Raw genomic sequence first — 20,556 nt, forward strand, 5'->3', positions numbered from 1 at the left:
ATTATTAACGCCTTATTCCTCATAATCTGTACTTAGAGGTGAAGCATATAGATTAATAAATAATATGTAAACAGGATACAAAATGACAGACCCATAAATCAGAAGGTTAAATCTTGGAAAAAGTGTTACTCCTTCATTAATAGGCAAAACAACAGGGAAAAAAGAGAAAAAAAGAATAAAATATGGTGCCCACAAAAGGAGTGACAAATAGCTGTATTTTCTACCTATAGTCCATTTTTTTGTTAAGTAAATGAAGAAAATTGTCGAAAGTAGAAGTCCAATAACATTAATAGCAGCAATTACAAAGTAAACATTATCCCATTCCCAGCCAGTTAACGTACTAATATGAGATACATTTATTATGAGTTCGATTGCTATAAACAACGCTATAGCGTATAAGGCACTAATAGTATTTAACTTTATAAAAAACTTCATCATATACCTCCTTAATTAAGAAACTGCAACACCTCTGAGTTAAGTTCCTTATTCAATTATAATCATTCTTAAAGTAACCTGCCACGATAGTTTAAGAGCAATCCATCACAATTACATCTATACTTTAATCTAAATTCCTTTGAGATTGTTCTTCAAGAATTGGGCTCATTTATTCAATAACCCTTACTCCATTTAATGGAAAAAAAGACGCCTTCTTATTCAAAAAAATTTGCCCGATTGTTGAAGATTAATTTTTATATAAATATACACGATCGTTTCTTTTTTCTGTCGTGACAATCGGTGTACCTCTTGCTAATTCAGGGAATATAGCTCGGCATATTCGCTGAATATGTTAAAATATGTTCATGTCAGCTTTTGTTGAAAAAACTGGAGGCATTTTCATGAAACCAAAAGATCTTCTTATGTTGTTCAGTTTGGCAGCGCTCTGGGGCGCATCTTTCATCTTTATGAGAATAGGAGCTCATGCCCTCGGACCTGTTGTTCTAATCTTTCTCCGTGTATCGATTGCAAGCGTAGCCCTATTACTTTACCTGGTTGTCCTCAGACAGCGAGCCCGTTTGTTTAAAAAATGGAAGCAATATTTAATACTTGGACTGTTGAATGCGGCGTTACCTTTCACACTCATCGCAACAGCTGAACTTCACCTATCCGCTTCGTTCGCCTCCATTTTAAATGCAACTACACCACTATTTACGGCGCTGGTCGCGTGGATTTGGATGAAGGAATCACTCACGGCTAAAAAAGTAATTGGTCTAATCCTTGGTGTTATCGGTGTAGCTGTATTGGTTGGATGGGACGCCCACCCCGGCGGACGTCTTCCCATTTGGATTTTATGTTCACTGCTTGCTGCCGTTTCCTATGCTATTGCCGGCGTGTATTCCTCAAAGGCATTCCAGGGCGAAAAGCCAATGGCCATGGCGATTGGTCAACAACTGGGTGCCAGCGTGGTAATGATTCCGTTCGCAAGTGCAACCATTCCGCAGGCAATACCTTCAACCATTGTGATTGTAGCAGTACTTGGACTTGCAGTATTTTGTACGGCACTTGCCTATTTATTATTTTTTTCCCTTATCCGAAATACCGGACCTGTCACTACACTTAGTGTAACCTTTTTAGTTCCAGTATTCGGGGTGATTTGGAGCGCTATTTTCCTCGGAGAAACCGTCACTCCAAATGTTGTCGCCGGACTCGTGATAATTTTGCTAAGCGTCGCATTGGTCATGAAAATCCCATTGTTCAGTAAAAAAAATTCTCATAAAAAAGGGTCAGATCCCCACTACACAAAGTTTTAAAGTAGTGGGTGAACGGACCCTCTTTTCATGGATGGAGTGTCGTTACTCTCTGATGGACTTCCTTTATTCATGGATGGGGTGCCATTACTCTTAAGTTATGACACCGAAAGTAAAAAAAGCCGATGTCCCTTTGGAATCGACTTCAATTATATTCTGCAACAAAAGCACCCCGTTAGCTTAAGTACAATATTTCACAATCTTGCTTTCCTAGATAAAAACTATTAATTAAAGTTTTATTTTATTTTGTGTAAATATTCTAATTATGTAAAAAACTTACTCGAAGAGTAAGCTTAACCTCTATAAACACTATCACATGTTCCAGGTTTTGGTTCATAAAAACAATGTTCTTTAAATGCACCAGTATGAGGTTGATCGTACCATGTAGGAGGACACCCTGGCGCCGTTGGATTAAAATACCAAAGAGCAAATTTCGCAGGATGATCTCTCCAACCATTTATATTTTGTTGTGCTAATCTTCTTTCAGAAGTTCTTGATCTTTGATAAAATACATTCCCTTTTTGCACTGCTTCAAAAGAAAAATTTCCTCCTTGTACTTGAAATATTGCATCATGAACAGTGGTTACACCTTTGAAATCTAAGCATTGTGCTACAACACGATTTATTATTACATTTCCAACATATAACATTCCTTGCTTTCCTTCGCCTTCTGCTTCTGCTCTCATCATTCTTGCCATTTCATCTACTTCATGACTTCTAGCCCTTACTCTTGGCATTTCATCGCCTCCCAAATTAATTTATGAAAAAAAGCCTACATTCATGTTATTTTTTATATAATAAGAATTCTTAGTTTTTATAGCATACAGTTTTTAAGTAAAATGAAAAATATTGCATTCTTTTTATACCTTTATACAACTATACTCCCTCCCTCAATGAAGAAAGGAAAATCTCCCGTTTTCTCCTGTTTTCTTAGATTTTCAAAGTAGTTTACCTTACGGTAAATGTTTAATAGTTGGGGAATAATCACTGGAAAGGATAAAATTGGACTTCAAAAGAAAAAAGAGCCGTTACCCACTAACCAGCCAATTACAAAAATTGGTGGGTGAGTCAAAATATGATTGCACTGGTAGATGTCCACATTTCTCATGGAGGTCAACCCTCCCATGTCTCACAGAGTCTTCGCTCTCAAATTCCTTCGTCCAACCTTACCATGAGGTGGATGTCGGCCATGCTGCCCCACAGGGTCTTAGCCCGTAATTTAGTTGCTTTGCCGACTAATCCGTGCTTCGAATGTCCCCAAAACCATAAAACAATAACTATTATTTATCTAAACAAAAAACAAAATTAAGCGGCCAATTCTGCCTTCTTTAATACTGACAAATGAGGGATGTCTTTTAACATCTTTTCTTCACTAAACTCAAATTTCTTTTTACCTATACTAAAGAAGATACGGATCAGTTTATTACATAAAGCGATAAGAGACTGCATCTTCTTTAATGGATTATCTGTACGTTGAGTATAGTAAGCATGTAATGTCTTAAATGCAGAATTTTTGGCGACGAGAATCATACAAACCCTGTATAACAGAGCCCTCAGTTTCTTTCGTCCTCTTTTTGTGATGGTCGTTTTTCCTTTGTGCTTACCGGATGTATTTTCTTTTAAGCTTAAGCCGGCCAGCTTAATAATTTGCCGGGGATGAGAATATTCTCTAAGATCACCAACCTCCGCAAAGAAGTCGGCAATTGTATCCCTTCCCACACCTTTTATGGCTAACATTTGTGGTACACCTGGTATTTCATCAAGTAAACCATCTATTTTTGCATCCAATTCTTCGAATTTCAACTGAATTAATTTATATTTAGCCAGAATCGTTTTTAGCTCTAATTTAGCCATTTCGGAGCCTTGTCGAAGTCCGATGGACTTACTGGCTGCTTGCTTTAACTCCCGAATCTTACTTAATCCCACACTCCGTGTTACGGATTTTCTTAAATGGGAAAGCAGTTCATGTTCAGAGAAATTTACGATTTCATGAGGTAAGGCATAGAGCTTTAAAAATTGTAACGCTGCCTTGCCCTCCCACTTCTTAAAGACTGTTAGAAATTCAGGAAAGTACCGATCAATCCAGTTGTGAACCTGCCCTTGGACCGTTTGGAGATCCTCTGTTAAAAGATCGCGTATTTTCTTTGCCACACGGAGTTCGGCATAAACACCTTGTGGTATCGTAGGTTCGGCGTATCTTCCGTCTTTGACCAGCTGGGCTATAACTTTAGCGTCTTTCAAATCATTCTTAGTAGGTGAGTTATCATCCAACACCTTGCTTTTCTTGACGTGCAAGGGATTTACAGCCACAAATTTAATCCCGTTTTCTTTTAAAATATGAGCGAGATTAAACCAATAGTGTCCTGTTGGCTCCATGCCAACCATGACTTTATCCATATTCTGTTCTTTTTTGATTTCCGAAATCCATTGTAGAAAAAGCTCAAAACCTTCTTTTGTATTTTCGAATTGACATGATGATCCAAACTCTATACCTCTAAAATCCTGGGCACGTGCCACATGCTTAAATTTAGCAATATCGACTCCTATAATAAGAGTTTGAGAAGTTATTTGAGCAATCTTCTTATTCTGGTTATAATTCATTTTAAAGCCTCCTGGTATTTTGAGAGATTTGTCCTTTTTGCTGGCCAGCGTCAGGACTCTTTCATTCTACCAAGAGATTGTTTTTTTGTTCAAACTCCATTTTCCTTAATTACAGGAATGCTGCCCCTTTAGTTAAAGAAGAATTATTATAAAAAGAGAAGCACATTTTTGAGCGTAAGTCCTTATTTTCGATAGCTGAAGAACTTTTTCATTTAATTAAACAATGTGGCAGATGTTCATATAATGACAGAAATGGAGTAAGAGGTGGAGAAATTGAAATTTAAGATAATACCATCAAAAAAGTCGGAAGCAAACGAATTGTTAAAGATTCAAAAAGAAGCGTTTCTTTCAGATTTAATCAAATATAAGGATTATCATACAAGTCCTGCAACTGAATCATTAGATTACTTTTTTTTTAGAATGCAAAATTCTTTGCACTATTCTATTTTCGTTGATGGCAGGCTTGCTGGCGGAATCTGTCTTGTAAAGCAAACTAAAGATCATAATTATTTGTATCGAATTTTCCTTGGCTCTGAATTTCAAAATAAAGGATTGGGATTTAAAATTTTACAGGAGTTGGAAAGGCAATTCCCTAAAGTTAAAAAGTGGTCACTTGATACACCTAAGGACAACCGTAGAAATCGCCATTTTTATGAGAAATTAGGCTATAAAAAAACAGGGGAGCAACACATTAACGAATACTTAACTCTTATTAATTATGAAAAGATTCTTTAAGTTTTTTTAAGGCTCCTTTTATAAAGAATGAGATTCTCAAACCCTATTCGCAAAAGTTCACAAGAAATCACGAAATATCAAGGAAAAGAGAGGGTTTGATTATTTTAATTTATTAGTAACTAATTTCTCCCATTCCTCAAATGACAACTTTTCTGTAATATGTTTTAATTCATGTGGAGCGTCAATAAAGCACATCAATTCTAAACTGTTTCCATTTGGGTCATTAAAATAAACAGAAGCATTTCCTTGATTTGGTCTCACAAAAGGCTCAATCGATGTCCTCCGTCCAAAGGGAACAGGTTCAACTTGAATGGATTCAAGCCATTTTAATGACTCTTTTAAATCCTGATATGTGACTCGAAAAGCTATATGTCTTAAAGAAGGATGGTATGGAGTTTGGTATTCCTTTCCTTCCCACAACCCCAACCAACTTTTTCCTTCTTCTATCCAAAAGAATGCAGTATCTTCATCACGCCAAGCTAATTTCAAACCTAACTTTCGGTAAAATTCAATTGAAACTTCTAAATTTTTCACAGGTATATGTGCTTCATAAAGCCCCTTTATCATTTCTCCCATCCCCTTTATATAAAAATTAAGTACTTTTAAATTTTTTCTTTAACTACCATGTTAGCCAATAAGAAAACGGAACCTCAGCCATCCCATCTTTACCATACCACTGGTTAGTTCAACAAGAAATGGCTTCCCAATATCTAATTATTATTAAAAATTCTAACTCCATTAGGGTCAATAATCTCTTCGGATAATAAGCCTTTTATTACGACTTCTTCAATTGTAACTTCGTTGCCAACCTTGGAAGTTATATTATAAATGGGCTTATTAAATAATTGGGATAGATCCCTATCCACTCCTTCCATTTTTGTTACCAATTTCAGCTTTTCTATTTTTATTTCATTATTTAAAGAGTCTATTACATCTAAGTTTACTTGGAGTTCAATCCTAAAATTATAAGGGGTTATAATAAACGTTCTCCGTTCATTTCTGTCAACAATCCAATTCATTTTTTCAGCGTTTTCACATATTTTACTTTTTTCTTCTTCCGAAACTAAAAAACCGATATGGTCAAACAATATCTTCTTTCCAAAACCAAAAGTAATATTTACCGCCCCTTTTCTTACCTCTATAATGCGAAAAAGAACATTTTTTTCACGGAAATCATCCCATCTTAAAGGAGGATTAAACATTTGAAAATCCCCGTTGTATTTCCCTAAGCGTTGAGATATACGGAAGCCATTCTCTTTATAGAAATTTTCTGTTTCTTCAACATACGGCGTCCAAAAATGATAATGAAAAAGCATTCAAGCCACCTCTTATTTAAGTCAGTTTTATACTATTTTGAATATAAAAGAAACGAATTCCTTATTCAACTAAACTGCCCGTTCGTATTATAAGATTAGTTTAACAGGATATCTGAACTAAAAATTGAATTCTAAATATATTAATGGAGAGAAGGGAAAATATATGATTTCTCAAGGACTTGTATATCAGAACGGAAAAATATTAATGGTAAAACAACATGTTCAGCGCGGTGCGGTTGTTTGGAATTTTCCCGGTGGAGGAATTGAAAAAGGGGAAACACCAGAGGAAGCTTGTATAAGAGAAATTAGAGAAGAGACTGGCTATTCTATAAAGATAAAAAATCTCTTTCTTAGTGGATCAGGAAAATATACATTCTTGGCTGAAATAACAGGGGGTAAATCATTTATTGACAGAGATATTAAGGATAATGAAGACATTATTGAAGTAGATTGGGTTTCAATAGATGATAAAGAAAAATGGGATAGTGTTACATTACCTATTATAAACATATATAAAAAATCTTTTATTGACCCCTGCCTTTCTTCAAAAAAATTTCTTTCATAGAAGATATATCGTTTTTTGAAGAAAACGGACAGGATGCTTTTCATAAAAAGGTGAATATTTCATGACAAACTAATTCTTTTTTGTCCTGAATGCTGTTCAACCCAAGCATGGATTATGATGTGTTCGTACAATTTGAAAGTTTTTACTCTAAATTATTATTAATTATTTTTATAACTTTTGCTGGCACTCCTGCAACAACAGTATTTTCAGTGACATCCTTAGTTACGACTGCTCCTGCTGCAACAACAGAGTTGTTCCCAATCGTTACGCCGGGTAGTATTGTTGCGTTTGACCCAATCCACACATTTTCGCCAATTACGACTGGAGAGGGGTATGTTGTGTTTCTTGTTTCTAAGGATAACCCATGATTAAGTGTAGCAATCGTAACATTCATGCCTATCATAGAACCGTTTCCAATAGTGATTCCACCTCTGTCTTGGAATGAACATCCTGTGTTTAAAAACACGTTCTTTCCAATAGTGATATTTTTACCAAAGTCTGTATAAAATGGCGGAAAACACATAAAAGACGAATCCACTTTTTCACCTGTCAATTCACTAAAAGTCTCTACGATTTCTTCTCTTGAATGATAGGAATTATTTAATGCCATTGTTATCTTTTGGGCTTCATAACTACATTGAGTTAATAACCCATGTAATTCTTTGTCCTCACCTGAAATTGGATTACCTTTCTTACAAAAATCAATAAACTCTTTCATGTTCATTTTTAAAAACCACCTATCTTTTTTTGCTATTAATAAGCAAAGTCAATTTTACATGTAGTTTCACCAAATTTTAGGTTAATCATTTATTAAGAACAATTGATTAACAGGTATTGTGTTTTTACTTTCAAAGGTAAGCACTTTATAAAATCATCCTTTGTGAGACTATTTGTCTATTGTTGTATCGATGAAGTCATTCCACTTTATGGAGTAGTTTTTACTTTTTCCTCTATCCTACATCCAATAAAGTAGCATAGAGGAAAAAGTATGAATAGAGCCCTAATTCAATCTATATATTTAGATTGACTGAACAGTTGGACGAACAATCATATCACTAATTGACATATGATCTGATATTATTTTCTCGTTGTTCTTGTCCCAGGTGAACAAAGTATCCCTTTTTTAGACACAAAATTGGGGGCTTCCTTAACCGAACTCACATTGTGCTAATGTCAATTACGAATCGATACTTCACATCAGAAGCTAATACACGTTCGTAGGCTTCATCAATCTGATCAGCCGAAATAACTTCAATTTTAGGAACAATGTTATGCTCCGCACAGAAGTCTAACATTTCCTGGGTCTCACGAATGCCACCAATCATTGAACCTGCAAATGAACGGCGATGACCGATCAAATTTATTACACTTAGTGACAACGGTTCTGCAGGAGCACCGACATTTACCAAAGTACCATCAAGAGTAAGCAATCCTAAATATGCATCCAGGTTAATCTTTGCACTTACCGTATTAATAATAAGGTCAAAGTATCCAGCAAGTTTCTCGAATGTTACCGGGTCACTTGTGGAATAGTAATGGCCTGCGCCTAATTTCAAACCATCTTCCTTTTTTTTCAATGTTTGTGATAGAACGGTGACCTCAGCACCCATAGCATGTGCAATTTGGACAGCCATATGACCAAGACCACCCATACCTACAACCGCAACTTTCTTACCTGGACCAGCTCCCCAATGGTTTAATGGAGAATATGTCGTAATACCTGCGCAAAGCAATGGTGCTGCGACATCAAACTCAATGCTATCAGGAATTCTGAGTACGAAATCTTCCTGTACGACAATATGGGTAGAATAGCCGCCTTGAGTAGGCTCGCCGTATTTGTCAACACCAGCGTAGGTTTGAATATTTCCCTTGAGACAGTATTGTTCTTCTCCCTTACGGCAATTCTCACATTCCCCACATGAGTCAACCATACATCCGACCCCTACCCGGTCACCGACCTTGTACTTTGTGACCTCTGCTCCTACATCGGTGACAATTCCCGCTATCTCATGTCCAGGCACGAGTGGATAGTTCACTGGGCCCCATTCGCCATGAGCAGTATGGATGTCAGAATGGCATATCCCTGCATATTTAATTTCAATCAGAACATCATGCAAATCAAGGTCTCTTCTTTTAATTTCAGCAGCTCGAAATGGTTTGTCGGGACCGTCTACAGCTCGTGCTTTAGCAATTATCATAAATAAAACCTCCAATAATTTATAGTTTTTCAAGAGGGTGCTCTTGGGCCGGGTATAAATGAACTCAAGTTAAATTTTCCTCTAATTAGTTCTACCCCTACTTTTTCTCTTGCAAAACAATGTTAATACCTATAGTTAACTCTAGGTCAAGTGATTATTTTATATTTTTTTAAATCTTCTCGACCATATAGGTTTCAAATCATCTATCAATCTAACCAAATTTTTTTAAAGTTTAGTTTACAATTATTAAAACAAGCAGTTTATTAATTTCCTTTAAATTGACTTTGACATTCAGCAAATACCATGATAAATTCCTCTTACACCATTAGAGTTAACTCTAGGTCTAAATTGTTATGAAAGGGAGATAAATGTTGAAGACATATTCTATCAGTGAAGTTGCAAAAGAATTGAATCTTACAGTATATACCTTGCGTTACTACGACAAAGAGGGACTTATGCCTTTTGTAGAACGGACAGCCAGCGGAACAAGACTGTTTAAAGAATCCGATATCGACGCTTTAAAGATAATTGAATGTCTAAAATCAACCGGAATGCCTATTAAGGAAATTAAAAATTTCATTGATTGGTGTACTGACGGGGATTCTACGCTGCAGCAAAGATATGCCTTGTTTATGGATAGAAAAGCAAGTGTAGAAACTCAGATGGAAGAGCTAAAAAAAACAATGGAACTCATCGAGCATAAATGTTGGTATTACAAGACTGCTTTGGATGCAGGAACGGAAGATGTTCATAAAAACAATAAAATTGAGATTACTAATTAAAACTTAACTTTATCCTAAATTAGTGGAAGTTAGTGGGGGTTTTAAAATGTCAAATGATAAAAATTTCCCTAGTCACCGGCGGGAATCGAGGAATTGGATATGAGCTGGTCAAACAATTGGCTTTGAATGGTTTTAAGGGGATTTTAACAAGCCGGGATCCAGAGAAGGGTTACTAGGCTGCACAAAAACTTAAAGAGTTAGGTCAACAAGAACGCCCGATTATGGAATATACGACTTTATTGATCTCTTTTAATTAAAGAGCCTTTATCTTTTCTTTTTAGCGTCTGGAATTCTAACTTGGTTAGAGTTCTCCAAAACCATTCTAGCAGCCCCATTCTATAGTAAGATAACCACCATTTACTTATGTAAATCATAAGAAAATAAATAAAAATTGCTATAATAACTGCTTGCCAAGTATTTATTTTCCCATAAAGACCCAGACCATACTTATAAAATAGGAATGAGTATATGATAGATTGAAATATATAATTTGATAATGATAAACGACCTGTGTAAATAAAATATTTTAATAATTTATTAATATATTTGTGGTTAAATAATAAAATAAATGACGATGCAAAACTTAAAGATAATATAGGGCCAGTTAGATATTGGTTATAAAATAAAATTATTACGCTCGATAACGGAGGAAGTATCTTAAACATTACAATTATAAAGATGTTTAGTGGGTATACCTACAACAAGACCCCATTTTGAAATCTTTAATAATAGTTTTTTATTTTTATCTAAATTATAAAAATATCTCTTCTTACCAACTAAATATCCCAATAAAAACATTGCTAAAACTGAAGGAACTCTTGAAAGTAATAAAGGAAAAAGACCCAAATAGCCGAAAAATCTTTCTTTTGCTAATGTTAGATAGGAGCTGTTTAAAAAAGATTCCATTGTATGTTCTTGTGCATTTTTAAATTCATTTATAAATGAAACCTCAGCTAACTTTATTTTCATCCCTAACTCTGGAATTGTTCTAAGTATTGATATAGTAATAAGGGCTATCGTCAATATTATTATAGGAATGATAAGAAGCCCAATAATCCATTTAATCATTGTCTTTTCACTAGATCTCCTAAAATAAAGTAATATTACTCCAACCATAGAGTAGAGTAGTAGTATATCTCCTTCCCAAAGAAAAAAAATATGTGCACACCCAAATATAAATAAAACTGCTAATCTACGTGAGAATTGTGGAAAAAATGATTTATTTTTGTTTTTTGCACTTAGTAATTGAATAGAAAAACCAATCCCAAATAGGAATGAAAAGAGCGTAAAGAATTTTGATTCAACAAAGATAAGCAAAAATGCTGTGACTAAATTGCTAAAGTAATTATTGCTTTCAACAAATCCAGGTGGACCACCAATAGTGAATGAAGCTATGTTAATTAAAAATATTCCAAACAATGCAAATCCAAGAAGTCCATCTAATAATACAATTCTATTTTCACTAACTCCATTTGTATCTATCATTAAATATTTCCTCCGTAGCTTAACTTAATATTTATTATATTATGATCAATTTTCTTTAATATGCTTTAAGGAAATTTGCAAATTTACAATCTCATATGCTATGTACATTTTTCAACGATTCATCCCCGTTACAATGAAAAAAGCTGCCTCGATGACAGCTTCGCATTTCTATTAAGAGTCTCTACGAAATTGACTCGAACGAGCATACATTCCATATTTTAATGTTAGTCATAAGCAATTCCACAGGAGCTGCGATTTTCTTGTTTATTTTTATTTTTTACTTCCACGAGACCATATTACCACTGGAATTAGTAATAAGGATAAAATCCCTCCAACAACTGATAATGTTAGATAACTTGAACCTGCTACAATCATTCCAGACAAGGCTCCGCCAGCAGCTCCTGACAACGCAATTAAAACATCCACTGTACCTTGAGTTTTAGCCCGTGTGGAAGTTTCAGTTGAATCAACAATAAGTGCGGTCCCACTTATCAATCCAAAATTCCATCCTAAACCTAGTAAAGAAAGAGCAATGACTAGAAGAACCATAGAATCTCCTGGTGCAAATGCTGCTATTAATCCTGCCAGAAGCAGCGTAGTTCCAGAAGCAATAGCCATCGCAGTACGCCCCAACTTATCAACAAGGACACCTGTAGCCAGTGAAGGGAGATACATGGCACCTATATGAAAGCCAATAACTAGACCCACTGCACCCAAGCTATGTCCATGATGCAACATATGAACTGGCGTCATTGTCATAATAGCTACCATTACAATTTGAGTAAGGACCATAATCGTTGCACCAACAATTATTCCTCGTTTATTTTCTATATGTTCAGTTGTTGCCAATTGTCTTTTATCGTTACGTTCCTGTTTGGCCGCTTCTATTGCTCTTGCTATAACTAACGGTTCTGGACGAAGCAATATGAACAGGACAAGACCTGCTAAAATATAAGCTGCTGCTGCTAAAATGAAAGGACCGGAAAGTGATGGGACTCCAATAGAAAGCGCGAAATCCCCCATCACATTCACTAAATTTGGACCTGCAACGGCACCAAATGTTGTAAAAACCAGCGTAATACTTATAGCAGTGGCTCGCTGTTTACTATTTGCTAAGTCCGTACCTGCATAACGAGCTTGTAAATTGGTTGCTGACCCTGCACCATAAACAAGTAACGAAGCAAATAAAAGGAAGACACTATTTATGATTGCTGCCATTATGACTCCAATTGCCCCAAGTCCACCGATCATAAAACCCGCTGTCAGACCTGTCCGACGGCCATAACGTTGAGACAGTCTCCCAACAAATAATGCTGCTCCTGCTGAGCCTAAAGTAAGTAAAGCGGAGGGAATTCCAGCAAACGCATCAGTCCCAAGCATTTGCTGTGCAAGAAGTGCCCCCACAGTCACTCCGGCTGCTAACCCCGCACCGCCAAAAATTTGTGAAATACTTACAATCCATAATGTACGCTTGTATAACGATTTTTGTTTTTCTAAAGAATTAATGTAGCCTTGTAACCAAGCAGATTGAACGTCTAACGCTTTTACATTATCTTTATGTAACATTATCTACCCTACCTTTCTAGAAAATTCTATTTCTGATAAACCTCCAGCTAGATTTGAATCATCATACCACGCACAAAAAAACCATACAATATTATATTTGTATGGCTAACAATATTAGGTAAGATCGTTTAGCAAACGTTTAAGGATCATCAATCCTTGCTCCAGCTCATCGATTGTTTTAGGTGCACAGACAGAAATCCTTACAGCCCTTTCTGGACAACTATTTCCAACTACAAAACGTTCAGCCGCATATACTTGTACTCCCTGCTGTGCAGCTAACGTTTCAAAATCAGCACCTGTAATCTTGCCTGGTAATAGCAGCCAACGAAAGATGCCTGTTTCAACGCCAAGACACGTATAGTCACCCAAATATTGATTTACGATATGGTTTCTACGAATGGTTTGTTCCCGATGACCTCAATTAAGACTTCAAATTGATTCGATACAATCGTACGTGCAGTTCGTTCTGCTAATAACGGGGACACGGTTATATTTAAGTTATAAAGTGCCTTTGAAATCGGCTCCTTGAATTGACTCGGCACTGCTACATAGGCTAGTCGTAACCCTGGTGCTAATGACTTGGATAAACTTGCAATATAGATGACCTGTTCCGGGGCAAATAATGCGATTGCTGGAAGTGGTTTTTTGTTGAGAAGATGGTACGATGCATCTTCAATAACGAACTGTTTATACTTTTTGGCAATGGCTGCAATCATTTTTCGATTCTCAACAGACATAAAAGTGGCTGTGGGATTATGATAAACTGGGATCAAGTAAATGCCTTTAATATTATCATTTTTACACGCATATTCAAAGGACGTCGGACTCATTTCATAGTTCTCTGATTTTATCGGTACGATTTGCACACTAAGCATTGCTGCAACAGTTTTTAAGCCAGGGTACGTATGATGGTCAACACCAATGCGATCTCCAGGCTTACAAAGACTTGCCAAGGTAGCAGCAATCGCATTTTGACCCCCATTTGCAAATAAAATGTGATCAACGGTTGTTTCAAACCCACCTCTTTGGATTAGCTTTATAGCTGCATCCTTTTGCCAAAGGCTTTCGCCTGCTCGACCATAACCAAACCATTTTTCATAATCTGTCTCTTGAAGCATACTTTTTAGCTGCAGTAGCAGTGGCTCGTAAGAAGCATGATCTGGAAGTGTTGCTCCCATTTCAATTAAGTGCTTCGGCTTTGTATCTTCAAGTAAATACGCATTCGATAACGCATCATACGATACAAATGTCCCACTTCCCACTGATGCACTTAGCAAGCCCTTTAACTCACAAACTTTAAAAGCTTTTGAAATGGTACTTAAATTTAAATCCCAAATAATCAGCCAGTTCTCTTTGTGGAGGAAGTTTTGTTCCAGGGAGCAAAACTCCGTTTAGTATATCCTGTTCCAATTGCCTTTCGAGTGCTTGATAAATAGGCTTTTCAGTTTTATCAATCGATGGCTTCCAGCTCATCGGATAGTTTTCAAAAGAATTAATTGGCATGATACGCATCCTTTTTTCACACAATTATATGATTGTGCCGTTTATAAAACAATTATAATTTTCTATTGTATTTTATGCCTATTAGGGAATCGTTTATAATCTCTAATTACCGACGCCTATCACACCCTGGATTTTCTTGTTTCACATCTTCCCAAAAAAGGAAAATTGATTGAATTCTATTAAACCCGTCATATAAGTGAAGGACTTGAAATGTTGTAATCAGATTATAGTAGCAGTAATCCTTCTTACCAAAATTTTATATAGATTAATTTCTTAATAATGACCTTGGAATATTCCACTTTTTCATCTTTCTATATAGAGTACCTCTAGATATACCTAACTTCTCTGCTGTTTCAACTATACTTTCACTTTGTTGAAGCGCTTGAATAATTACATCTTGCTCCATACTTTGTAAGGATGTATTCAAAACCTGATCATTTAATTTTTGTTCCTGAAGGTAATGTGGCAAATGTATATCATCTAATAGAACACCTTCTTTTATAAAATGGAACGCATATTCTATCACATTACGTAATTCTCTAATATTTCCAGGCCATTGATAATCATGAAGAATTTTTAATGCACTCTGACTAATCTGTTTTTGCCCAGTTTTATAAACTTCACCTAATGTTTGTAAGAAGGTAATGGCCAATTTATGAATATCTTCTTTTCTTTGACGTAATGGTGGGATAGTTATGGAAAAAACATTCAAACGATAAAACAAATCTGAACGAAAGGTACCATTATAGGCAATTTCTTCATTAAGATTTTTATTTGTAGCTGCTATAATTCTTATATCTATTGGGCGTTCTTTAACATCGCCAATACGTGTAACCTTCCTTTCCTCAATCACCCTTAATAAGGACACTTGGATATCAAGTGGCATTTCACCTATCTCATCTAAAAAAAGGGTTCCTTTATGAGCTGCTTCAAATTTCCCCATAGCTCCCCCTTTTCTTGCACCAGTAAATGAGCCCTCAATATATCCAAATAATTCACTATGGATTAACTCTTTAGGAATTGCCCCCATATTTATAGCAATAAAAGGTCCATTACAACGAGGGCTTTGATTATGGATAGAACGTGCAAGCACTTCTTTTCCAGATCCCGTTTCTCCAAGAATAATAATATTAGAATCTGATTGGGAAGCAATTTTAGCTGTCGATAGTTCTTTTATAAATAACGAGTTTTTCGTTTGAATTCGATCAAAGGCAAATTCCACATTATGTTGTTCTTTAGGAATATACTCTGTCTTTTCAGTTAAATTTATAATATAAAAGGATTCATTCGTTAAAATTTTCATATTAAAAGACATTATAGAAGGTAATTTATAAAGAGAGTTAACATCCACATAGTTACCTATTCTTAATCCTAATATCTGATATGCTTCTGGATTAATATAAATAATTTTACTTTCGGAATTTAATACTACACTGGCTATCTTATTATCTTCACTCCATGTATCAAGAATTGCTGGCCAATTTACATCTGTTTCTAGACTTTCTACAGACGAATGAATCACTTTTGCAGGAACGGTACTGTCCGAGTCCCATGAGATATTAAATTGCCCATTCTGATTAACACGCCCAATCCGAATGGGTCTTTCTAAATGAAATGTAGGATCTACTTTAACAATACCCGCAGGTGTTAAAAAGTTATTGCCCTTTAAAGCCTCTAGAATACGAGATCTAGAAGTACTACGACACTTACAGATAGCTTGGAGTAACATTTGTACAGCAATATAGGTATTCATTATTCTAGAAGAGAGGACTTGTTCCCTGCCATTATGCTCTTTATATTCTTTTACAAATTGTTGATTCTCGGTGGTATCTAATGATTGGAAATATCCACTACATCCATAATGATTTTCCATATACTTAGATCCAATGGCTTTTACTTCGATTTCTGTGATGGTAGGGCTAAAAATAGGTGAAGAACCATGCTTATAATAACTTCGGTAAAAATGAACAATACTTTTTCCAACTAATGTTGATAAGACTGCGTTCGGTTTTTTCAATTTTATCTGATTGATAACATTTGGGAAATTAGTTGTTCCTAAAGGAAGATAAACCTCTCCAACAATATTTGCTCCTCTTTTATTGGCGTAATCCCGGACTTGTTCGTTTGATTTACGAGGAAATATATAATCTGATCCGATTAAAAAAATGTCCGAACCATAATTTTGAACGATATAATCAATCATGGGTCTAATTTGCTGATAAGGTACTTCTCCAGTATAAACTACATTCGGATGAGTTTCTTGACCTTCGTAGAGAAGGGGATAGAATAGTAATCCATCATTTTCTTCAATGATAGACAAAATCGACTTCCGACAGGCTGAAGTTGACCCACTAATAAAGAGTTTCACTCCATCCTCTAACAAACTTTTAGCTTGAATATTAGCTTCATATGGATCGGATTTAATATCTCTAAGGAAAAATTCAAAATCAGGTTCATCTTTTGCTTTAGTGTCTTTATATTTTTCTAGGGCATAAAGGGCAGCCTGATATTGACCTTGTTCAGTAAATGATGTTATTCCGGTCAATGAAAATAATAAACCTATTTTAATCTTATTCAGGTAAATCCCCCCACTTTATGTACCATATTTAAACATGTTCTATTTTGAAACATTATTCTAAATATTAATTAAAGTCAATATATTTTACTGATTTTTTATTATTATCTGAATTTTTTGTTTCATAATTGAACACTTCTTTTATGAATTGAGATATATCTATTGTGAGTAGTATCCATTTTAAGAGTGTGATCATATTATTTTAAATAGCTATCACTAAATAAATGGTCCGTATAATTTTTCACTAAAAGCAAGAAGAATGCAGAGCCTGACGTCAAAATCTAAAGATTTATATGCATAGATTTAGGCCTAAAACTATCATCATCATTAGTTTTTTTAATAGATTGGCATAAAACTTGCTTCAATATAAAGATGTAAAATCTATAATTTATTTTTAAGGAGGATTTAATATGATTGAAGCAGTTGAAAAACCATGGGAGTTTGAAAAGGAAAAAGCCGTTCTTTTAGTAATTGATATGCAAAATGACTTTGTTCGTGAAGGAGCAATAATGGAAGTTCCTATGGCAAGAGAATACTTACCTAACATGGCTAAAATCGTTAATAAGTGTAGGGAAAACGACGTTCCAGTCATCTTTACTAGCCAGGTATTATACGATGAATATGAAGTTTCACCACTAGAGATGCTTTATATTCCCAAACTCAAAGAATCTGGTTTACGAAAAGGTACTAATGGAATTGATATTGTTGATGAACTTTCTATGCAACCACATGAAACTCATATTTTAAAGCATAGATACGACGCTTTTCACAACACTCAGTTAGAAACAGTTATTCGTACTATAAAAGGTTTAAATAAAGTAGATACGGTTATTATTATCGGAACTGTAACAAATATTTGTTGTGAAAGTACAGCTCGTAGTGCATTTATGAGAGATTTTAAGGTGGTATTTGTAAGTGATGGCAACGGTGGATTAGATGAAGCTTCTCATAATGCTACCTTAGAAATAATGAGTAAAGCATTTGGAAGAGTTATGACCACAAACGAACTTTGTTCTGAGATCGAAGGGGTTACAAAATGAAAACAAAATCATGGAATTCTAATTATGAATGGAAAGCGGTTTTATTATTAGCATTCGGATTTGGATTAGTTGGGTTAGATCGTTGGATAATTACCCCTTTATTCCCTGAAATGATGAAGGATTTAAATTTGAGCTATCAAGATCTAGGTAATGTTATTGCTATACTTGGGGTCACCTTTGGATTATTTTGCATCTTCATGGGACGGCTCTCAGATAAAATTGGAAGAAGAGGAATCTTAATTGTTTCAATGTTAGTATTTTCTCTTCTAGCTGGTGTCACAGGGTTAGCAGGAGGACTAATGAGTTTATTATTTATCCGTTCGATCATGGGGGTTTTTGAAGGCGCTTTCTGTCCAGTTAGTATTGCTGCCACATCAGAAGCATCCAAGCCAAGCAGACGCGGTTTAAATATGGGTTTTCAACAAAGTACCTATGCACTTTTCGGCTTGGGTTTCGGTCCTATTATAGCCACTCAATTGTTAGGTGTTGTACCTTCTTGGCATTGGGTTTTTGCACTTGTTGCAATACCAGGAATCGTTATAGCATTTCTTTTATATCGAGTTGTTCGAGAGCCTGAATATAATGAAAAAGAAGAAGTGGTAGTAATTAAAAAAGAGAAACAAGGATGGAAAGATGTCTTTAAATATAGAAATGTAGTTTTAGGAACATTAGGTCTATGTTTTGTTATGGGTGGAGTATTTAGTTTAAGCGCAATGGTCCCAAGTTATTTGACGGATTACTTAAAGCTAGATATGAAACAAATGGGCTTTATTATGTCAGCTATAGGTTTTGGGGGATTTGTGGGACAACTTTTATTACCTGCAATTTCTGATCGCCTTGGTAGAAAACCCGTTGCGATTGGTGCTTGTGTTATCTCTATTATCATGATCTTTTTATTTATTAATACTTCAAGTGCTCCTGTACTTTTGTTTGCATTACTTTTTATTATTGCAACATGTGTTTTTGGGTTTTTATGCTTATTAGCTGGACCAATCACTACTGAATCTGTTCCACCAGCTCTTATCGCTTCTGCTGCAGGTTTACCAATTGGAGTTGGGGAAATATTCGGTGGAGGAATAATGCCATCTTTTGCAGGCTATATAGCTCAAAATTATGGAATTGAAAATACAATATATATCGCACTATTTGGATTAATAGTATGTTTTGTAATAAGTTTGTTTATAAAAGAAACTGCACCAGGTAAGATAAAAAACAACATTGATTATTCTGTAAAACCTGATCTTGTTGAGAATAAAATTTGACTAACGGGTGCTTGAATTTAAGAAAGGGATTGCTGCGGCGATCCCTTTTCCTGTTCCACTAACGGGACAGGTTAGTTGAATAGCTTTTCCAATTCAATAATCCGATTCCCAGTGAGAATATTGGCGAAATAAAAAGCAGTAGAATTAAGGGCATCAAGATTTTCCCCATTTTCTCACCTCAGGTATATTCTGGGCTAAGGTATAAAATATATAATAATTTTGTTTTAAGAAAAGTAAGTAGACTGCTGAAAAAGAATTCAGCAACCATATGATAGAACATTAGAGGAATTGTTTGGCGGAGGATATCAATTCGAAAAAAAGACTAGGCATCGCCTTGTTTTATTCTTATGATAAGAATAAAAAGAATAAGGAGATACATATGGGTTATTTCGGTAAAGTATTGGCAGGTTTCATTGTGCTGGATTTGTATTTGAACATTGGAATTGCAAAATCAGGTCAATTTTGGCTACAGGTTTTATTAGTCCTTTTGTTTTTTCCATTATTGAAAGGAATCCTAATTCTAACCAAGGCAAAAGAATATAAAAATATCGGAATCAGCTTTCATCCCAAATGGTCAAAGAATATAATGCTTGGGTTTGTCATCGGCTTTTCTTTTTGGCTGGTCAAATATGCTATACAATATCTCCTTCATGGCTTTGGGATTACCGGAATACAACCGTTTCCTCAATTGTTATTAACACTTTTCATGATCATGCTGACGTTTTTGGTCGGTTCCTTTTTAAACGACATTATTATTCGAGGTTATGTATTCGGACATTTAAAAGGGAAAATACCAATGAAATGGGTGTTTCTCATCTCTCTTGCAATTTATGCGCTTGATGATTCATGGAATGAAGGATTCAGCCTATGGAACACTCTTTTTTCTCTTGTGCTTGGATTATCGGTTACGTATGCGATTTATAAAACTGGCTCCATTTGGGCAGATACAGGCATTCATTGGGGACTGAACGTCTGTTACGGGATCTTTAACGGAACGCTTGGAAGTTCAGGTGGAGGAATTCTTCTGATACGAGACCAATCGACGACCTTCATTACAGAATCAATCAGTTATATGATTCCCCTTTTTATGTTTCTATTTATATTTTTGATGCGAAACAAATTTGAAAAAATCGGCTAGGTTACACTCTAAGTAGTTCTCTTTTGAGGTACCCACATAGGAAAA

The 20,556-nt window shown here is 35.3% G+C and carries 18 protein-coding genes and 1 pseudogene; 7 read left to right on the forward strand and 12 right to left on the reverse strand.

The features are described from left to right. Positions 1-12: 12 nt before the first annotated feature. A complete protein-coding gene (locus AC3ANL_RS22465; RefSeq protein ID WP_488326573.1) occupies positions 13-435 on the reverse strand; it encodes a hypothetical protein in 423 nt (140 codons plus the stop codon). Positions 436-836: 401 nt separating this feature from the next. On the opposite strand from AC3ANL_RS22465, the gene AC3ANL_RS22470 reads away from it, so the two are divergent. Continuing rightward, a complete protein-coding gene (locus tag AC3ANL_RS22470) occupies positions 837-1,748 on the forward strand; it encodes a DMT family transporter (protein ID WP_488326574.1) in 912 nt (303 codons plus the stop codon). Between the two features lie 290 nt (positions 1,749-2,038). Here the strand turns inward: AC3ANL_RS22470 and AC3ANL_RS22475 are convergent, their stop codons facing one another. Continuing rightward, a complete protein-coding gene (locus AC3ANL_RS22475; RefSeq protein ID WP_488326575.1) occupies positions 2,039-2,482 on the reverse strand; it encodes a cell wall hydrolase in 444 nt (147 codons plus the stop codon). 568 nt (positions 2,483-3,050) lie between these two features. Beyond that, positions 3,051-4,346 carry an IS110 family RNA-guided transposase gene (locus AC3ANL_RS22480; RefSeq protein ID WP_488326576.1) on the reverse strand — a complete coding sequence of 432 codons (1,296 nt, stop codon included), beginning with the start codon at positions 4,344-4,346 and terminating at the stop codon, positions 3,051-3,053. 273 nt (positions 4,347-4,619) lie between these two features. Here AC3ANL_RS22480 and AC3ANL_RS22485 point away from each other — a divergent pair, with 273 nt between their 5' ends. Next, positions 4,620-5,081 (forward strand): GNAT family N-acetyltransferase, encoded by a 462-nt coding sequence (locus AC3ANL_RS22485; protein WP_488326577.1) that lies wholly within the window; start codon positions 4,620-4,622, stop codon positions 5,079-5,081. A gap of 99 nt (positions 5,082-5,180) precedes the next feature. Here the strand turns inward: AC3ANL_RS22485 and AC3ANL_RS22490 are convergent, their stop codons facing one another. Continuing rightward, complete coding sequence (locus AC3ANL_RS22490) at positions 5,181-5,648, reverse strand: VOC family protein (protein WP_488326578.1); 468 nt, start codon at positions 5,646-5,648, stop codon at positions 5,181-5,183. Positions 5,649-5,791: 143 nt separating this feature from the next. Then, on the reverse strand, positions 5,792-6,397 hold the full coding sequence (locus tag AC3ANL_RS22495; RefSeq protein ID WP_488326579.1) for a hypothetical protein: 606 nt from the start codon (positions 6,395-6,397) through the stop codon (positions 5,792-5,794). A 163-nt stretch (positions 6,398-6,560) separates the two neighbouring features. Between AC3ANL_RS22495 and AC3ANL_RS22500 the strand changes: the two genes are divergently transcribed. Then, a complete protein-coding gene (locus AC3ANL_RS22500; RefSeq protein WP_488326580.1) occupies positions 6,561-6,962 on the forward strand; it encodes an NUDIX hydrolase in 402 nt (133 codons plus the stop codon). Between the two features lie 142 nt (positions 6,963-7,104). On the opposite strand, the gene AC3ANL_RS22505 is transcribed toward AC3ANL_RS22500, so the two are convergent. Both AC3ANL_RS22505 and AC3ANL_RS22510 read right to left on the reverse strand, forming a co-directional pair. After that, on the reverse strand, positions 7,105-7,686 hold the full coding sequence (locus AC3ANL_RS22505; RefSeq protein WP_488326581.1) for a sugar O-acetyltransferase: 582 nt from the start codon (positions 7,684-7,686) through the stop codon (positions 7,105-7,107). 433 nt (positions 7,687-8,119) lie between these two features. Then, entirely contained in the window at positions 8,120-9,160 is a 1,041-nt protein-coding gene (locus AC3ANL_RS22510; RefSeq protein WP_488326582.1) for an NAD(P)-dependent alcohol dehydrogenase, read from the reverse strand. Positions 9,161-9,531: 371 nt separating this feature from the next. Here AC3ANL_RS22510 and AC3ANL_RS22515 point away from each other — a divergent pair, with 371 nt between their 5' ends. Continuing rightward, a complete protein-coding gene (locus tag AC3ANL_RS22515; protein WP_488329807.1) occupies positions 9,532-9,942 on the forward strand; it encodes a MerR family transcriptional regulator in 411 nt (136 codons plus the stop codon). Between the two features lie 236 nt (positions 9,943-10,178). On the opposite strand, the gene AC3ANL_RS22520 is transcribed toward AC3ANL_RS22515, so the two are convergent. The 5 genes and pseudogenes from AC3ANL_RS22520 to AC3ANL_RS22540 all read right to left on the reverse strand — a co-directional run bounded on the left by AC3ANL_RS22520 (position 10,179) and on the right by AC3ANL_RS22540 (position 17,041). Next, positions 10,179-10,607 (reverse strand): DUF418 domain-containing protein, encoded by a 429-nt coding sequence (locus AC3ANL_RS22520; RefSeq protein WP_488326583.1) that lies wholly within the window; start codon positions 10,605-10,607, stop codon positions 10,179-10,181. After that, positions 10,600-11,427: a DUF418 domain-containing protein gene (locus tag AC3ANL_RS22525; protein ID WP_488326584.1), complete on the reverse strand. Its 828-nt coding sequence runs from the start codon at positions 11,425-11,427 to the stop codon at positions 10,600-10,602. The genes AC3ANL_RS22520 and AC3ANL_RS22525 overlap by 8 nt, the downstream gene beginning before the upstream one ends. Positions 11,428-11,697: 270 nt before the next feature. After that, positions 11,698-12,996: an MFS transporter gene (locus AC3ANL_RS22530; protein WP_488329808.1), complete on the reverse strand. Its 1,299-nt coding sequence runs from the start codon at positions 12,994-12,996 to the stop codon at positions 11,698-11,700. 111 nt (positions 12,997-13,107) lie between these two features. Beyond that, positions 13,108-14,496: pseudogene (locus AC3ANL_RS22535) on the reverse strand (aminotransferase-like domain-containing protein). Between the two features lie 265 nt (positions 14,497-14,761). Further along, positions 14,762-17,041 carry a transporter substrate-binding protein gene (locus tag AC3ANL_RS22540; protein ID WP_488326585.1) on the reverse strand — a complete coding sequence of 760 codons (2,280 nt, stop codon included), beginning with the start codon at positions 17,039-17,041 and terminating at the stop codon, positions 14,762-14,764. 440 nt (positions 17,042-17,481) lie between these two features. Between AC3ANL_RS22540 and AC3ANL_RS22545 the strand changes: the two genes are divergently transcribed. The 3 genes from AC3ANL_RS22545 to AC3ANL_RS22555 all read left to right on the forward strand — a co-directional run bounded on the left by AC3ANL_RS22545 (position 17,482) and on the right by AC3ANL_RS22555 (position 20,511). Beyond that, on the forward strand, positions 17,482-18,111 hold the full coding sequence (locus AC3ANL_RS22545; RefSeq protein WP_488326586.1) for an isochorismatase family protein: 630 nt from the start codon (positions 17,482-17,484) through the stop codon (positions 18,109-18,111). Further along, complete coding sequence (locus AC3ANL_RS22550) at positions 18,108-19,373, forward strand: MFS transporter (RefSeq protein ID WP_488326587.1); 1,266 nt, start codon at positions 18,108-18,110, stop codon at positions 19,371-19,373. Before AC3ANL_RS22545 ends, AC3ANL_RS22550 begins: the two co-directional genes overlap by 4 nt. Before the next feature lie 379 nt (positions 19,374-19,752). Then, entirely contained in the window at positions 19,753-20,511 is a 759-nt protein-coding gene (locus AC3ANL_RS22555; RefSeq protein WP_488326588.1) for a CPBP family glutamic-type intramembrane protease, read from the forward strand. Positions 20,512-20,556: the final 45 nt, after the last annotated feature.

The organism is Neobacillus sp. DHD-1R, assembly GCF_057747995.1.

Coding starts and splice junctions, on each gene's coding strand:
- AC3ANL_RS22465 (WP_488326573.1), bottom strand. CDS start 435: ATGAAGTTTTTTATAAAGTTAAATACTATTAGTGCCTTATACGCTATA.
- AC3ANL_RS22470 (WP_488326574.1), top strand. CDS start 837: ATGAAACCAAAAGATCTTCTTATGTTGTTCAGTTTGGCAGCGCTCTGG.
- AC3ANL_RS22475 (WP_488326575.1), bottom strand. CDS start 2,482: ATGCCAAGAGTAAGGGCTAGAAGTCATGAAGTAGATGAAATGGCAAGA.
- AC3ANL_RS22480 (WP_488326576.1), bottom strand. CDS start 4,346: ATGAATTATAACCAGAATAAGAAGATTGCTCAAATAACTTCTCAAACT.
- AC3ANL_RS22490 (WP_488326578.1), bottom strand. CDS start 5,648: ATGATAAAGGGGCTTTATGAAGCACATATACCTGTGAAAAATTTAGAA.
- AC3ANL_RS22495 (WP_488326579.1), bottom strand. CDS start 6,397: ATGCTTTTTCATTATCATTTTTGGACGCCGTATGTTGAAGAAACAGAA.
- AC3ANL_RS22500 (WP_488326580.1), top strand. CDS start 6,561: ATGATTTCTCAAGGACTTGTATATCAGAACGGAAAAATATTAATGGTA.
- AC3ANL_RS22505 (WP_488326581.1), bottom strand. CDS start 7,686: ATGAACATGAAAGAGTTTATTGATTTTTGTAAGAAAGGTAATCCAATT.
- AC3ANL_RS22510 (WP_488326582.1), bottom strand. CDS start 9,160: ATGATAATTGCTAAAGCACGAGCTGTAGACGGTCCCGACAAACCATTT.
- AC3ANL_RS22520 (WP_488326583.1), bottom strand. CDS start 10,607: ATGTTTAAGATACTTCCTCCGTTATCGAGCGTAATAATTTTATTTTAT.
- AC3ANL_RS22525 (WP_488326584.1), bottom strand. CDS start 11,427: ATGATAGATACAAATGGAGTTAGTGAAAATAGAATTGTATTATTAGAT.
- AC3ANL_RS22545 (WP_488326586.1), top strand. CDS start 17,482: ATGATTGAAGCAGTTGAAAAACCATGGGAGTTTGAAAAGGAAAAAGCC.
- AC3ANL_RS22550 (WP_488326587.1), top strand. CDS start 18,108: ATGAAAACAAAATCATGGAATTCTAATTATGAATGGAAAGCGGTTTTA.
- AC3ANL_RS22555 (WP_488326588.1), top strand. CDS start 19,753: ATGGGTTATTTCGGTAAAGTATTGGCAGGTTTCATTGTGCTGGATTTG.